This is a genomic window from Shimia thalassica (genome assembly GCF_001458215.1).
Lineage (GTDB): Bacteria > Pseudomonadota > Alphaproteobacteria > Rhodobacterales > Rhodobacteraceae > Shimia > Shimia thalassica.
In genome coordinates this window covers 741,049-755,020 of record NZ_CYTW01000001.1, presented here as the reverse complement: position 1 = coordinate 755,020, position 13,972 = coordinate 741,049, and the positions used below count along the sequence as shown (strand labels likewise).

The following is a 13,972-nucleotide window of genomic DNA, read 5'->3' as shown; positions in this document are numbered from 1 at the left end:
CACAGCGAATGTTACTGATAAATAGACATCAGTTCGGCATGTTCAATGCGATAATGCCAGTTCATGGCGGCTAGGGCAGGAAAACTGCCCGTTCCGGCAACAACTTGGCACTCCAAGCCTTATTATAGCCTGCAAGTGGGGCCGCGACCAGCATATCACCTCCCCAAACAGCGGGGCTTGCGATCAGGCTGCTGCGAACCAGCCCCGACTCGCGCCAATCCGGCACCTGTCTAAGCCCCTCTTCTCCCAAGGCGCGCACCTCGAACCCGGGTTGATACGGGCCCTCCAGGTTCCAGCGACCATCCCAGATGCCATCAACCGCCGAAAGGGATTTGACTGCCGCATATTCGCGGCCAATCCGGCAATTTTGATCATCAACAGTCACAAGACACCCTTGCAAGGTGCCACCCTGATTTTGCTGTATGGATCGCAGCAATGCGACAAGGGGCTCTCGACGGGCGGCATATCCGTTTCCAGACACCCATTGCAGGGCCACCAGCAACAGGCGCCTTGAGATTTCTACGGGCACGTCAGTAAAGGCCTCGCGCCGGATCAACAAATCCCCACTTTCGATGCGGGCATGTGTCCAGGCAAGATCGGCCATCTGGTCATGCAAAGCGACCTTGGCATCAGACATGTTCCGGCTGACCTGCGCCAAGGCGCTGCTGTCGATGCCCACATCCGCAAGGGTCACCAGGGCGCGCCGCGCGCGCACCCTGTCAAAAACCTCGTCTTCGTTAGAAGGGTCATCGACCCATTGTATGTCGCGATCCTGCAAGTAGGACTGTAAATGCGCACGCGACACATCAAGCATGGGGCGGGCAAAGCGCTGGTGCTGGCGTTCAAACCGATCATCCATCGAAGCAAGCCCGTCGACACCCGCGCGACGGGCCAGCCGGATCAAAAGGTTCTCGGCCAGATCGTCCTGCGTGTGTCCCAAAAGGACAAAATCCACCTGTTCGTTCTTTGCCCAGTCTGCCAGCAGTCTATACCGCGCATCCCGCGCCATCGACTGGATGTTCCCGCCGCTGCCAGCACCTTGCCACGTCAGCGTTGTGTGAGAAACTCCCAGACCATCGCAAACCCCAGCCACCTGCCGGGCTTCACCGGCGGCTTCCGGCCGCAACCCATGATCCACGGTGGCAGCGACGACTTTGGTATGGTTCAGACGGGCCCATTCGTGGACAAGATGCAACAAGGCAAGGGAATCGCTGCCGCCAGAAACAGCGACACCAAGTGTTAGACCGGGAAGAGAGGCAAGAAATTCGGAAACCGCATGTTCCGGACTTATCTCAGACTGACTCAATTGCACTCCAGAGCGAGCATTTCACTTTGGGCCTGCCCCACCCAAGGGGACCCCGGGTGACGAACATTCACCTCGCTTAGGGTTACGCAGGCTTCGTTTTTCTGCCCCAAAACACCAAGGGATTTGCCAAGGCGAAACAAAGCTTCATCTGCAACGCGGCTTTGAGGGTTCCCCGAATAGCTGTCAAGGAACGCGCGCGCGGCGCTGGTGGTCTCGCCAAGACCGGCAAGAGCCTCACCACGGCGCAAATGCGCTTCGGCCTCTAGCGGGCTGCCGGGGTACGTCATCAAAAAGGCGCTAAACTGGTCTGCTGCGCTGCGATAATCCCCTTCACCAAGCGCTTTGGCAGCGCGGTCAAAGTCGGGCCCCTCGCCCACGGCAAGCTCGCTTGTTGAATTGGTTGACCCTGATGGTTCCGCCGGAGCCTCGATCACCTCGACATCACCGCCCAGTGTCGTTGTTTCACCAAGCTGGCTCACATCGCCACCTTCGAGTTCAACAAGACGGAATTCCAGATCACCAATACGATTGGTGCCATCTTCCACAACACGTTCGACACGGTTTTCAAGCTGTTCGGTACGTCCTGTCAGGCGCTGCAACTCGGATTCAATGGCATCCAGCCGTTGAAGCGTCGTGCCACTTGTATCGATCCCCTGAGGCGTACCTGTTGTCGAAAGATCGCGCTTAAGGCGTTGCATCTCGACATAGAGCACCGAAAGCTGCTGACGCACATCGGCCAGCGTTTCGTCTTTGGACTGTGCATTCGCCCCAAGCGGCAGACAAAATGCAATTGAGAGTGCTAGGACAGAAACCGTTAAACGCATCGGTGATCCCCTTTTAGCTGCTCAGACCAGCGGTCAGAACAGTCACCGAGCGACGGTTCTGCGAATAGCAGGCCTCGGCAGAGCAGATTTCAAGCGGACGTTCTTTGCCATAACTCACAGTGTTCAGGCGGTATCCGGCAACGCCACGAGACACAAGAAACTCTTTCACGGCACTGGCACGACGGGCGCCAAGGGCAAGGTTGTATTCACGGGTGCCCTGCTCGTCTGCGTGCCCTTCGATCACGGCAACATAATCTGTGTTTTCCATAAGCCAGTTAGCTTGGGACTGAAGCGTCAACCGTGCCTCATCGGTCAGGGTCGACTGATCGACAACAAACAGGATGCGGTCGCCCACGGTTTGCTGGAAATAGGCCACAGAGGTTGGATCATTCACACTACCCGGTTCGATTGCCGTCGCGCCCGTTCCGGTACCTGTTCCCGAGCTGCCGCTTCCGAACAGACCGTCATTGTTGCTACAGGCGGCCAGGGTCATTCCTGCCACCAGCAATGCTGCTTTTGTCCAACCACTCATGCCAATTGCCTCTTATTATTCATTCAGTTCTTTTGAACATTTTAACACAGCCCCCCGATCAAGGGAACGCGCCACTATTTCTGCAAGGGAGACCACGCCGGATCCGACGCGCCATTTGCGACTTTCTTCAGGTTTCGCCCAGAGACATCCACAGAATACAACGACGCGCCACCGCTTGCCCCCTGGGTTTCGCGGGTAAACATGATGACGCGGCCATTGGGGGCCCAAGTCGGCCCTTCGTCAAGAAACGAAGCCGTGAGCAAGCGCTCTTCGCTGCCATCTGTGCGCATCACGCCAATGTGGAAACGCCCTTTGTTTTGTTTGGTGAAAGCAATCAGGTCCCCACGAGGAGACCAGACCGGTGTGCCATAGCGCCCTTGGCCGAAACTGATCCGTTTGGCTTCGCCGCCATTCACGCTCATCACATAGAGTTGCTGGGTACCCGACCGGTCGCTTTCAAAAACGATCTTGCTGCCATCGGGGCTAAAGCTTGGGGCGGTTTCAATCGCGGGCGAACTTGTCAAACGTTTGGGCGCCCCTCCGTTGACGGCCATGCTATAAATATCGGTGTTGCCGTTTTCCGTGATCGACATCACCACTTTGCTGCCATCCGGAGAAAAGCGCGGAGCAAAGCTCATCGTGCCCTTTTGGTTTTGCAGGGCGCGGCGTTGCACGCTGCCAACGTCAAGAACAAAGACTTGCGGAAAGCCGGTTTCATAACTCGTGTAAAGAACCTTGTCCCCAGCGGGAGAGAACCGCGGCGCCAACACGATGGAACTGCTGTCGGTCAGGTAATGAATGTCCGCCCCGTCATAATCCATAATCGCGAGGCGCTTTTTGCGATCATTCTTGGGGCCCATTTCAGAAACGAACACGACGCGGCTGTCAAAGTACCCGCCCTCGCCCGTGATCCTGCTATAGACTTCGTCGGCCACTTTGTGCCCCATGCGGCGCCAGCCGTCCGTGGTGCCCTTAAACCGCAGCCCGCTGCCCAATTCCTGTCCTGCAAACACATCATAGACGCGGAACTTCACTTCGAGGTTATTGCCCGACACGCTGACGGCGCCGGTTACCAAAGCCTGGGCGTTGATCGCTTTCCAGTCCGCATACTGAACCGGTGAGGAAAAATTGGTTATCTTGCTGATATGCGCCTTGGCCGGAATTTCGCGAAACAGTCCGGTTCCCGAAAGGTCGGTTGCGATCAAAAGAGAAATATCTCTGGCGTATTGCGAGGCCTGTCCGGTCTCGGCCACAAAATTCGGCACGGCAAACGGCAAAGGTTCAACCACACCATCGGTGATTTCAATCCGGAGGGGTCCGTTTTGCGCCGTGGCGACCTGTGAGAACATCACCAGTCCGGCAAGGAGAGTTATAAGAAGTCTCGTCATTTCAGCCTCATTTTCTCCGGGTTAAACGTTATTTCAATGTCGCGCCAATGATCATATTTCTCGATCGGCAATTTATAGCCACCTTTTTGGCACCGCAAAATAGCACGTCTCGCAGCCTGAAAGGCGGTATTGACCGATGTCTGGTCTCCACCTTCGGAAGACAACAGGTTGACCGGCCCTTCCACTTTGCCCTCTTGTGACAGGGAAAATCCGACCGTGACGGTCACATTCGAAGCTTGGCTGCCCACGTCGACCACCCAGCAGTTTTGCACGGCCACCCGCATGGAATCCTTCTCGCCACTTGTCAGGGGTGGACCACTTGGCGCGGCTGCGGCCTCGGCCAATGCGGCGGCAACTGCGGCGTCGGCACCCGCTGCAACGTTTGGCGTACTCGCCGCCGGGCGGCTTGCCTGTGACGGAGGGCGTACAACAGGACGCAAAGACGCTTTGGGCGCAAGCGGTGGCTGCTCTTTTGCCTCGGTCACGATCTCGGTTGAAGCGGCCTCTGGCGCGGTTGCCTCTTGTGGTTCTTCGATGCTTTCTGCGGCACTTTCATCGGGCGTCGAGGTTTCGCGCACAATGTCGTCCACTTTGGTATCTGGTTCCGGTTCGGCAACCGGTTCGGGCGCAACGCGGTTGGTCGGGCGCGCTGTCGGGCGCACGATCTCGCGCGGAATGAGAACCGCCATCTCTTCGGTTGGCGGCGTCAAAGTTGGCGCATCATCTGTCACCTCTGCCGGCTTGGGGGCCGTGAGGTCACTCAGATCAGGCGACGTGTCCGGTTCAATGGTTTCGGTTTCCGCAGGGCGCTCGGTTGGGACAGGCGTGTCTTCTTCGGAAGGTAAGGCGGGGCTGTCTTCCGTCAACTCGGGCGCAACCGGCGTTTCAACATCCGTTTCGGGAAACGGCGCACGCTCGGCATTCAGGATCGCGTTAAACTCTTCCGTTGATACCATCGATACGCCAGCCACCTCCATGGGAGGCGGCTCCGACTGGAACGCGCCGCCTAAAAGCACCCAGCCGATCACCCCGACGTGGGCCGCTCCCGAGATATAATGCCCGATATGCACGCGCGCCTCAGCCGTCTTCGTTGCCCAATTCGGGGCCACCAATATCTGTCACCAACCCGATGTCGGTGAACCCACCTGCGTTCAAAGCGCCCATGATCTGCACCACGGTCTCATAGGGCAAGGCCCCGTCCGCACGCAGATAAACCCGCTGCGAATCCCGCTCTGCCGCAATCGCCCGCAATTTTGGCACCAGCTGCTCCAACGGGGTCTCTGACGTTTGAATGGCCACCGTTCCGTCGCTGGCGATGGTAATCGTCAGCGGCTCTTCCTGCTGTTCGCTGGGCAAAGGGTTGGCGGCGGTCTTTGGCAATTCGACAGGAACGCCAACAGTCAACAAAGGCGCGGCAACCATAAAGATGATCAACAACACCAGCATCACGTCGACAAACGGCGTCACGTTGATTTCGGCCATCGGCTGACTGTGGGTTGTCCGGCGGCGTCTGCGTGACCCGCCCCCCTGTTTTTTCATGACACCCGCGCCCATGGCTCAGCTGTCCAACTGGCGGCTGAGGATCGTTGCGAACTCATCTGCAAAGGCCTCATATCCAGCGATGATCCGGTCGCTGTCCGCGCTCAGCTTGTTGTAGAAAATAACTGCAGGAATAGCTGCCAAAAGACCCAAGCCAGTCGCCAGCAACGCTTCGGCAATGCCCGGAGCAACGACAGCAAGGTTTGTGTTCTGTTGTGCCGCAATCTCGATAAAGGCGTTCATAATGCCCCAGACGGTCCCGAACAGGCCCACAAACGGGGCGGTTGATCCAACCGTTGCCAGAACCGGCAGACCTTTTTGCAAAGCTTCGGCTTCTTTTGCGATGGCCACATCCATAGACCGGTCAATCCGGCTGGTGGCATTGGCGATCAGGCCGCCATCCTGACGGTGAGACCGGCGCCATTCCATCATACCAGCAGCAAAGATGCGTTCCGAACGGCCATCAGGTTCGTTGCCGACGTCATCGAACAGCTTGTCCAGGGGTTCACCGGACCAGAATGCGCGATCAAACTGCGCGGCTTCTGCGCGCGCGGCACGATATGAGATAAGTTTCTGGATGATGACGGACCATGACCAAAAGGACGCGATCATCAGCATCAACATCACAAGTTTAACGGTGAGAGTGGCGCGCGCAAAAAGCGCCCACATCGAGAAATCGACTGCTGCTTCCATATGCCTGCTCTGCTTTGTGGCCTGCTTTTGCGGCCTTGTTATGCGGCAAAGCTATAGGAGTTCCACGGGGAATGCCATCAATTTGGCGTCATCCACGTGAAACGGGCCAGATTAATGAACCATTTGGCGGACTTTCGCCGGAAGTCTGGTCGGAAGACCGTTTTCACCAATACAAACGACTGTGACGATCGCGTGGAACAGAACCTCTTCGTTCCGTTTAACGTGCTGTTCCATGACCATCCGTGCGGCGGTAACACTCATCACATCGGTTTCTACCACAAGTTCATCGTCAAGTTTCGCCGGCAACAGGTAATCCGCTTCGACGCGGCGCACGGCAAAAACAACGCCCTCTTCCTTCATAGCGTTTTGATCCATGCCGTTGTCGCGCACCCATTCGCTGCGACCACGTTCGATGTACCGCAGATAGTTCGCGTAATACACGATACCCGCCATGTCGGTGTCTTCGTAATAGACGCGGATCGTAAGCTTATGAGTCATGGGGCACCTGCCTTGGGATCAGTCGCGGGCACCAAAGCAAGAACGCACCACTTGCGCAACCCTCGCAGTCACCCAAGCGCGTATTGAGCAAGAACCTCGTGCTCGGCCCCGTCTGGATGCAGGGTCGAGCCAAACAAACAGAACTGCGTCACCTCAAAAGACCCAAAATCCACATCTGCATGGGATTCGAGAAAATGCCCCAGCTTTGCGGCCTCGTCCTCGCGCATATACCGCCCAAACCGTGCCAGCGTTACATGCGGACGAAATCTCTCGCGCGCAAGATCGATCCCGACGTCCTGAGCGGCACGGCGAATGACGCGGTGCAACTCTCGCAAGGCCGGACCGCCATTTGCCTGCAAGTACAAAAGGCGGGGCTTTTTTCCGCCAAACAGATCCAACCCCTGAAGTCCGACCTTGAAGACCGGCAGCTCGATTTCGCAAAGAGCTTCGTTCAGGTCTTGCAATACGGCTTTCGGCTGATCGTCCAGAAAGGCCAAAGTCAGGTGAAAATTTTCTTCAGGAACCAGACGCCCGACCCGCAGGTGCATCTGCAAATCCGACACCTCGTCCCGCAGCGCCTCCGGCAAATCAAGGGCAAGGAAGCACCGCATCAGCCTTCGGGTGTATCCAGTCGCAAACGGGCAAACAACCGAAGCGCATGGCTGGCGTCATTGGCGCTCACCGGCATCATACGGTCATAGGCGGCGGCAATAATGGCCGCGATTTCAGGCCGAAGCACAGTGGCACCACTGTCGGGCAAAATCGCAAGCGGCGACGTTTCCGAAAAGGCTTTGTCCCCCCACAACAACATCACCTGAACCGCTTGGGCCAAGGCAAGACCATCCGCAGGCATCTGGGACATTTCTTCATTCATGCGCAAAAACACGAATGCCGCCTGAATGGCGTTGTCATCATCAAACCGAAAGGCGCGATATTGCGTTGCGTCCGCTTGGGACAGCCGCGCGACCAATGCAGGCAGATCAGGGATCAAACGACCCAGATCAGGCACGTCCAACAGTTCTTCCCATTCCCGAAAGAAGAAGAACATCAGGTTTGCCCCCAATTCAGGGTCGGTTTCGGCCATCTGGTGTCCGGCCAAAGTTGCAACCGCTTCGATAGCGCCTTTGACAACCTTGAGCGTTTCATCCTGAACCCCGAAAACAATCGGTACAATCGGGCGTCCCCAACGGGCAAAGGTGTAGTTGCCATCATTTCGCGTAAACAGCGCTTGCACAGCTTCGGGCGTCATCGGGCTCTCCTTCTTTGGACCGACTATTTCCCTTTTCATCGTCGAAAACGCAACCCCATGACCTTTTGCGAGCCTGCCTTGTGATCATTTACCCCGTTTTCGGAGGACACCCCGTGACGCCGCAGGTTAACGAAACATGTCATCCTGATCGGGGCGTTTGGGAGCATGCAGGCCCAGATGCTTCCAGGCTTTCTGGGCCAACATCCGGCCGCGCGGTGTGCGCTGCACCAACCCCTGTTGCAACAGGAACGGTTCAATCACCTCTTCCAATGCATCACGGCTCTCGCTGAGGGCCGCGCTGATGGTGTCGATGCCCACCGGACCACCGGCATAGTTCTCTGCGATAAAGGTCAGATACCGCCTGTCGGCCCCATCCAACCCCAGTTTATCAACGCCCAAGCGCGTCAATGCGCCGTCTGCCAAGGCATGCGTGATATGTCCGTCGCCTTCAACAAGCGCAAAATCAACGACCCGCCGCAGCAGGCGCCCCGCAATACGGGGCGTCCCGCGCGAGCGGCGTGCGATTTCACGGGCACCGGCATCCTCAGCCGGCACGCCAAGCTTTCGCGCATTACGGTTCACGATGATGTTCAACTCGTCTTCTGTATAAAACTGCAACCGTGTCGGAATTCCGAACCTGTCACGCAGCGGCGTTGTCAAAAGCCCAAGTCGCGTGGTCGCCCCCACCAGAGTGAAGGGCTGCAACTCAATGCGAACCGTCCGCGCCGCAGGCCCCTCGCCTATGACAAGATCCAGCTCGAAATCTTCCATAGCCGGATAAAGCACCTCTTCGACAGCGGGGTTCAGACGGTGAATTTCGTCAATGAACAAAACATCGCGCGCTTCCAGATTGGTCAGGATCGCAGCCAGATCACCGGCCTTGGCCAGTACAGGTCCGGATGTCATGCGAAAGTTCACGCCCAGCTCACGCGCCATGATTTGCGCCAGCGTAGTTTTCCCAAGTCCGGGGGGCCCATGAAACAAGGTGTGATCCATCGCTTCGCCGCGTTGGCGTGCGGATTCAATGAAGACACGAAGGTTGGCCCGCGCTTCGGCCTGGCCAACAAATTCTTCAAGCGCCTGAGGACGCAAGGCGCGATCAACATCGCCGGGCTGTGCTTCGGGACGCAAGGTCGGGTCAGAGTCGGTCATTTCAATGTCCTAGGAAGCCGCAGCAGTTGAGTTCGTTCCATCCATCACCCTTTCGGCGCCAAAAGCTTGAGCGCCGTTCGGATCAGGATCGCGGTATCTGCATCCGGTGCATCTCCGGCCGCTTCTGCAACTGCCGCGGCGGCCTCTCCGGGTGCGTATCCAAGGTTGCCCAGTGCAGACAGGGCTTCGGCCTGTGCCGACGCCGACGCATTGGATCGTTTCGCCGGAGCCGGCTTTTTGACAGCAACCGTTTCCGTGATCTCTTCGACCACCTCTGCTGTGGCCTCGCCAGCCGCCTCGGACAGCGTGCCCCCCAGTGCCATTACGGCGGGCGCCTTGTCTTTCAGATCCAACACAACCCGTTGCGCCGTTTTCGGCCCGACGCCCTTGGCCACCTTAATGGCGTTGACGTCCCCAAGCGAAACCGCACGCCCGACCCCTTCGGCACCAAGCGCGCCGAGGATCGCAAGGGAAGCCTTGGCACCAATGCCCTGAACCGACATCAAAAGCCGGTGCCATTCTTTTTCCAGAAGGGTCTGAAACCCAAAAAGCTGCATCAGGTCTTCGCGGACCAGCATATCCGTATAAAGCGCGACGACCTCTCCGTTCGCGGGCAACGAGGCCAGCGTGCGTTCTGAAACATGCACGATATACCCGACACCGCGCACATCGATCAGGATATGATCCAGCGTTCGATATTCGATACGCCCTGAAAGTTTGCCAATCATGCCCGTGCCCTTTTCAATGCGCCCTCAATGCCCGCTCCAGCACGGGCATAATGTGCATGACAAATCGCAATCGCCAATGCATCCGCCGCGTCCGGCCCGTTGATCTTTGCACCGGGCAACTGGAGTTTGACCATGTGTTCCACCTGATGTTTCTCTGCATGCCCGACACCTACAACGGTTTTCTTTACTTTGTTGGGGGCATATTCGCCAATCACCAGCCCAAACTGTGCGGGCACCAGCAAGGCGACACCTCGCGCCTGCCCCAGTTTGAGCGTACCAACAGCATCTTTGTTCACGAAGGTATTCTCGATCGCGGCATGATCTGGCTGGTACTGCGCGAAGACATCCGTCAACTGTTCGTGCAAAGACAAAAGCCGCGAGGCCAATTCCGTACCAACCGAATGGCAAATACCGTTTGCAACGTGACTGAGTCGGCTGCCATCGGCATCAATCACCCCCCACCCCATGTTGCGCAAACCGGGATCAATTCCCAAAACCCGCATTTTCTGCCCGCCCGTTGATTTAGTGTTGCTTTTTTGAAGCATTAGCACAAAACCAGAACAAACGCCAAGAGCTTTGCGCAATAAGCATAGGTCCTGCCGAGCTATGTTCCGATTGCATTGCGGGATCAAAAAGCGACCACTTTACCATCTGTTCGCGACACTTTTCAGGGGCGTTTCAGCCAAGTTTTTAAGGGGGTTTCGCCCCCTTTGATCTATGCAGGAATCGCATATCACCTATGCGATTTATTCCGCTTGTTTTGTATGCAGGGCGCACCTAAATGCCGCTTTACGAGAACGACGACCATCAACCACAGAAAAGGAAATTGATATGGCCGCTTATGACACCACCCGTGCGCAGTATGAAACTGCTGGTTTTGCTGGCCGTATTGGCCAATCCTTCGCAGCTTTGGTTGCGACTGTTGTTGCATGGAACGACACCCGCGTAACTCGCGGCGCTCTGGCTGGTCTGACCGACCGCGAACTGGACGATATCGGTCTTTCACGCCACGACATCGAAAACATCCGCTGACGGGACAGAAACCTCGTTTCACCCGTTTTCAGATCGTTTAGATCAAGGAAACCGCAGCCTCCTCCCAGGCTGCGGTTTTCTTTTGTGCAATCGCCAGACAAATTTCGATTGCCCAATAGAAAACGGCTCCGGGAGAGAGACCGGAGCCGTTTCAAGCTGACTTGGAGGGATCAGCCGAGAGATTTGATTTGCATGGCAACCCAGCGGGAAATCGGATCCGGGCGCATTGTCCATGCACCGGCCTCTTCAATCACACTTGCGGGTGCCAGACGGTTTACTTGTTGCGAATAAAAGTCGGGGCCAACTTTGGCCATCACTGCGCCCTTGGTGCCAAAAAAGGCAACAGCCACCAGCAACAGACCAGTCCACGGGAAACTCCGACGACGGGCCGCTCCGCGGATTACAAAGTATCCGTCGCGATCCAACGTCTGTGACGTCCGCTTTTTAAAGAAGCTCCGCTTGCTCTTTTCACCATCATAGATGCGAGCAACACGTGCCTGAAATTCTGTATATGAGTCGGTCATTGCAGCACTCACTGAGTTTGGCCCCCACCAAACATGACCTAATTCCACTCAAAATGTGGCAAAAATGGGGCAAAACGGCGAAAATGGGGCAAATTCAAGACAAATGAGGCGAAACCGTCAAAGTCATTAATCCCAAATAGAAACAGCACCCCAAGGGGTGCCGCCATTGTTTCCATATGGGAATTTCCGGTCTCTTTACCGGACCTCTGCCCATCTCATGCTGCGTTGCGATTCGACTCGCGCGTTATACGTTTTAGCGACGCGTCAGCGTGAGTGTGGTCCATTCGCCGATTTCTTCACGGGTGTGCACGTCGAACCCTGCCGCATCATAAGCCGCGACAACATCGTCGGCCTGCTCGTTCAGGATACCGGACAGAATGGCATGGCCGCCCTGCGCGATGTTGGCGCCCATATCAGGGGCAAGGTCAACCAGCGGCGCCTTGAGGATGTTTGCAAAGATCAGATCGTAAGGCGACTTTGCCTTGAGGTCAGGATGGCCGAAACCTGCGGCCTCGACGCAATGCACGCGCCCCTCGAGCCCGTTGGCCATCACATTGGCAAGGGCCACCTCGACAGCGACCTCGTCAATATCACTGGCCAAAACCGTGTTCGGCCAGATGCGGGCAGCGCCCATCGCCAGAACAGCTGTACCACAGCCAATGTCCGCAACGTTTTGCCCAACAAACCCCGCATTGGCGAGACGGTCCAGCCCCTTCAGGCATCCAAGAGTGGTGCCGTGGTGACCGGTGCCAAAGGCCATGGCGGCTTCGATCAAAAGAGGCTCGCTGTTTTCCGGCACTTTATCCGCATCGTGGCTGCCATAGACAAAAAAGCGTCCGGCCTCGACAGGGGCCAGTTCACGTTTCACCTTGGCGACCCAATCCGTTTCGGGAAGTTCCGACACCGCAAAAGGTTTGGCGCCGAAAGCCACTGCCAAGAGTGCCAGCCCGGCCTCATCCGGAGCCTCGATGAAATAGCCGCCAATTTCCCACAGACCGGACCCGTCTTCGATCTCGAAAACGCCGACACCTGTGGGTTCGGGAACCAGACGTTCCATCGCTTCGCCAAGCTTGTCGGCGTTCTCTTTGCCGGACAATGTCGTGAGGGCTGTAAAGGTGGGCATCTTGCGGACTCCTATCAGGTTGCAAGCGGCCTAGGCCCAAGCGGCAGGCGCGTCAAGGCTGGCTGTGAAACCCGCGCAGGAAATGCCAGCTCCACAGGGCCGCAAGTGCCCCGACCAAACCGCCCGCCAAGGCTTGGGCATAGACAACACCCGGGGCGGCAAACCACGCCGCACCCAGCCATGCCGCTGGCAACATCAACAGACCATCCCGCGTCCAGTTTGCCATGGTTGACCGGATCGGCTTGCCCAAACTGTTGAAAGTCGCATTTGATACGAACAGGGCCCCAACCAGAACAAAGGCCGCAGATCCGTAATATGCAAAAGCCTTGTAAACCGCGGCCCCTTCCGCAGTCAGACCAAAAACGCCAATCATCCAGTTTGCGGACAAGGATAGTAGTATCCACGCCACCACCGTGTAGCCCGCACAAAAGACCAGTGAATCCCGAAATGTGCTCATCAGACGGTCATATTGCTTGGCCCCGAAGTTTTGCCCATAAATCCCGCCGATTGCCCCCGACAACGAGAAGATGCCGCCAAAGGCCACCACCGTCAGGCGGTTCACCACGGCCCACGCCGCGACCGCATCATCGCCAAAGCTGGCGATCACGCCTGTCAGCAGATAGTTCCCGAAGGGTGTCGAAATCTGGGTCAGGATTGCTGGCAACGCAATGGCGAAATAGGGAATGAACACGCGTTTGATTGTACGCCAACGCGGAATCGCCAACAGGTTATGGGTTCCGATGGCAAAGCGCAGCGCCATAATCGCCAAAATCACCCGAGAAATATTCAGCGCAATGGCCGCACCATCCAATCCCAGATCAAGATAGATGATCAGAAACGGATCAACGGCCATAGACACGCTTCCGGAGGTCAGTGTCACAAACATCGCGCGTTTGCCGTCACCTTCTGCCCGCAACACCGCAGACCCGACCAGGCCAACCGCCATAATGGTCAGGGACGGAACGGTCATGGCAAGATAGCGCGCGGCCAGTTCGGCGGTTTCCCCTTGGGCGCCCACCAGCCCGAGCAACTTGTGTCGGAAGATCACGATCAACGCCGCAACAAGGGCCTGAAACGCCACGGTGATCAACATCGAACTTGTGGCTTCGCGTCGGGCGCGACCGCGCTGTCCCATGCCGATCCGCTTGGACACCATAACGGTGGACGCAATCATCAGGCCAATGCCGGTGCTGACCGAGAAAAACTGAACCGCAAAGGCGTATCCGATGGCGGCGACGATCTGGGGATCGCCCAGTTGCGACAGCCAGAACAGGTTTGCAAGATCAACGAGAAACACAAAGGTAATCCCCGTCGCCCCCGTCAGGGTCATGCGTACCACATGCCCCATCGTAGACCCGTCGAGAAACCTTCCGCGCGCTGACAT

The 13,972-nt window shown here is 57.1% G+C and carries 17 protein-coding genes; 1 reads left to right on the top strand and 16 read right to left on the bottom strand.

All coding sequences use genetic code 11. The annotated features are described in order from the left end of the window. Positions 1-70: 70 nt before the first annotated feature. The 13 genes from tilS to ruvC all read right to left on the bottom strand — a co-directional run bounded on the left by tilS (position 71) and on the right by ruvC (position 10,412). The gene (gene tilS / locus PH7735_RS03545; RefSeq protein WP_058309926.1) at positions 71-1,306 is read right to left on the bottom strand and encodes a tRNA lysidine(34) synthetase TilS; all 1,236 of its coding nucleotides are present in this window, start codon (positions 1,304-1,306) and stop codon (positions 71-73) included. After that, positions 1,303-2,130: a tol-pal system protein YbgF gene (ybgF, locus tag PH7735_RS03540; protein WP_058309925.1), complete on the bottom strand. Its 828-nt coding sequence runs from the start codon at positions 2,128-2,130 to the stop codon at positions 1,303-1,305. The genes tilS and ybgF overlap by 4 nt, the downstream gene beginning before the upstream one ends. A gap of 13 nt (positions 2,131-2,143) precedes the next feature. Continuing rightward, positions 2,144-2,662, bottom strand: coding sequence for a peptidoglycan-associated lipoprotein Pal (gene pal / locus PH7735_RS03535; protein ID WP_058309924.1), 519 nt, complete (start codon positions 2,660-2,662; stop codon positions 2,144-2,146). A gap of 74 nt (positions 2,663-2,736) precedes the next feature. Continuing rightward, positions 2,737-4,050: a Tol-Pal system beta propeller repeat protein TolB gene (gene tolB, locus PH7735_RS03530; RefSeq protein WP_058309923.1), complete on the bottom strand. Its 1,314-nt coding sequence runs from the start codon at positions 4,048-4,050 to the stop codon at positions 2,737-2,739. Then, a complete protein-coding gene (gene tolA / locus PH7735_RS03525; protein ID WP_082645117.1) occupies positions 4,047-5,120 on the bottom strand; it encodes a cell envelope integrity protein TolA in 1,074 nt (357 codons plus the stop codon). The genes tolB and tolA overlap by 4 nt, the downstream gene beginning before the upstream one ends. A 7-nt stretch (positions 5,121-5,127) precedes the next feature. Next, complete coding sequence (tolR, locus tag PH7735_RS03520; protein WP_058309921.1) at positions 5,128-5,604, bottom strand: protein TolR; 477 nt, start codon at positions 5,602-5,604, stop codon at positions 5,128-5,130. Positions 5,605-5,607: 3 nt separating this feature from the next. Further along, the gene (tolQ, locus tag PH7735_RS03515) at positions 5,608-6,282 is read right to left on the bottom strand and encodes a protein TolQ (protein WP_058309920.1); all 675 of its coding nucleotides are present in this window, start codon (positions 6,280-6,282) and stop codon (positions 5,608-5,610) included. A 111-nt stretch (positions 6,283-6,393) separates the two neighbouring features. Beyond that, entirely contained in the window at positions 6,394-6,780 is a 387-nt protein-coding gene (ybgC, locus tag PH7735_RS03510) for a tol-pal system-associated acyl-CoA thioesterase (protein WP_058309919.1), read from the bottom strand. Positions 6,781-6,848: 68 nt separating this feature from the next. Continuing rightward, the gene (gene thpR, locus PH7735_RS03505) at positions 6,849-7,391 is read right to left on the bottom strand and encodes an RNA 2',3'-cyclic phosphodiesterase (protein WP_082645116.1); all 543 of its coding nucleotides are present in this window, start codon (positions 7,389-7,391) and stop codon (positions 6,849-6,851) included. Next, on the bottom strand, positions 7,391-8,029 hold the full coding sequence (locus PH7735_RS03500; RefSeq protein ID WP_058309917.1) for a hypothetical protein: 639 nt from the start codon (positions 8,027-8,029) through the stop codon (positions 7,391-7,393). Before PH7735_RS03500 ends, thpR begins: the two co-directional genes overlap by 1 nt. 126 nt (positions 8,030-8,155) lie before the next feature. Continuing rightward, entirely contained in the window at positions 8,156-9,181 is a 1,026-nt protein-coding gene (gene ruvB / locus PH7735_RS03495; RefSeq protein WP_058309916.1) for a Holliday junction branch migration DNA helicase RuvB, read from the bottom strand. A 44-nt stretch (positions 9,182-9,225) separates the two neighbouring features. After that, on the bottom strand, positions 9,226-9,909 hold the full coding sequence (gene ruvA / locus PH7735_RS03490; RefSeq protein ID WP_058309915.1) for a Holliday junction branch migration protein RuvA: 684 nt from the start codon (positions 9,907-9,909) through the stop codon (positions 9,226-9,228). Continuing rightward, entirely contained in the window at positions 9,906-10,412 is a 507-nt protein-coding gene (gene ruvC, locus PH7735_RS03485; RefSeq protein WP_058311128.1) for a crossover junction endodeoxyribonuclease RuvC, read from the bottom strand. Before ruvC ends, ruvA begins: the two co-directional genes overlap by 4 nt. Positions 10,413-10,740: 328 nt before the next feature. Here ruvC and PH7735_RS03480 point away from each other — a divergent pair, with 328 nt between their 5' ends. Further along, a complete protein-coding gene (locus tag PH7735_RS03480; RefSeq protein ID WP_058309914.1) occupies positions 10,741-10,941 on the top strand; it encodes a DUF1127 domain-containing protein in 201 nt (66 codons plus the stop codon). Between the two features lie 170 nt (positions 10,942-11,111). Here PH7735_RS03480 and PH7735_RS03475 read toward each other — a convergent pair whose 3' ends face one another. From PH7735_RS03475 to PH7735_RS03465, 3 genes are all read right to left on the bottom strand, one after another. Then, on the bottom strand, positions 11,112-11,465 hold the full coding sequence (locus tag PH7735_RS03475) for a hypothetical protein (protein WP_058309913.1): 354 nt from the start codon (positions 11,463-11,465) through the stop codon (positions 11,112-11,114). Positions 11,466-11,718: 253 nt separating this feature from the next. Further along, complete coding sequence (locus PH7735_RS03470) at positions 11,719-12,588, bottom strand: 50S ribosomal protein L11 methyltransferase (RefSeq protein WP_058309912.1); 870 nt, start codon at positions 12,586-12,588, stop codon at positions 11,719-11,721. 52 nt (positions 12,589-12,640) lie between these two features. Then, complete coding sequence (locus PH7735_RS03465) at positions 12,641-13,972, bottom strand: MATE family efflux transporter (RefSeq protein ID WP_145865251.1); 1,332 nt, start codon at positions 13,970-13,972, stop codon at positions 12,641-12,643.

Coding starts and splice junctions, on each gene's coding strand:
- tolR (WP_058309921.1), bottom strand. CDS start 5,604: ATGGGCGCGGGTGTCATGAAAAAACAGGGGGGCGGGTCACGCAGACGC.
- ruvC (WP_058311128.1), bottom strand. CDS start 10,412: ATGCGGGTTTTGGGAATTGATCCCGGTTTGCGCAACATGGGGTGGGGG.
- tolB (WP_058309923.1), bottom strand. CDS start 4,050: ATGACGAGACTTCTTATAACTCTCCTTGCCGGACTGGTGATGTTCTCA.
- PH7735_RS03475 (WP_058309913.1), bottom strand. CDS start 11,465: ATGACCGACTCATATACAGAATTTCAGGCACGTGTTGCTCGCATCTAT.
- ruvB (WP_058309916.1), bottom strand. CDS start 9,181: ATGACCGACTCTGACCCGACCTTGCGTCCCGAAGCACAGCCCGGCGAT.
- thpR (WP_082645116.1), bottom strand. CDS start 7,391: ATGCGGTGCTTCCTTGCCCTTGATTTGCCGGAGGCGCTGCGGGACGAG.
- PH7735_RS03500 (WP_058309917.1), bottom strand. CDS start 8,029: ATGACGCCCGAAGCTGTGCAAGCGCTGTTTACGCGAAATGATGGCAAC.
- tolQ (WP_058309920.1), bottom strand. CDS start 6,282: ATGGAAGCAGCAGTCGATTTCTCGATGTGGGCGCTTTTTGCGCGCGCC.
- PH7735_RS03480 (WP_058309914.1), top strand. CDS start 10,741: ATGGCCGCTTATGACACCACCCGTGCGCAGTATGAAACTGCTGGTTTT.
- pal (WP_058309924.1), bottom strand. CDS start 2,662: ATGAGTGGTTGGACAAAAGCAGCATTGCTGGTGGCAGGAATGACCCTG.
- PH7735_RS03470 (WP_058309912.1), bottom strand. CDS start 12,588: ATGCCCACCTTTACAGCCCTCACGACATTGTCCGGCAAAGAGAACGCC.
- ybgC (WP_058309919.1), bottom strand. CDS start 6,780: ATGACTCATAAGCTTACGATCCGCGTCTATTACGAAGACACCGACATG.
- ybgF (WP_058309925.1), bottom strand. CDS start 2,130: ATGCGTTTAACGGTTTCTGTCCTAGCACTCTCAATTGCATTTTGTCTG.
- PH7735_RS03465 (WP_145865251.1), bottom strand. CDS start 13,972: ATGTCAGCGCGCGGAAGGTTTCTCGACGGGTCTACGATGGGGCATGTG.
- ruvA (WP_058309915.1), bottom strand. CDS start 9,909: ATGATTGGCAAACTTTCAGGGCGTATCGAATATCGAACGCTGGATCAT.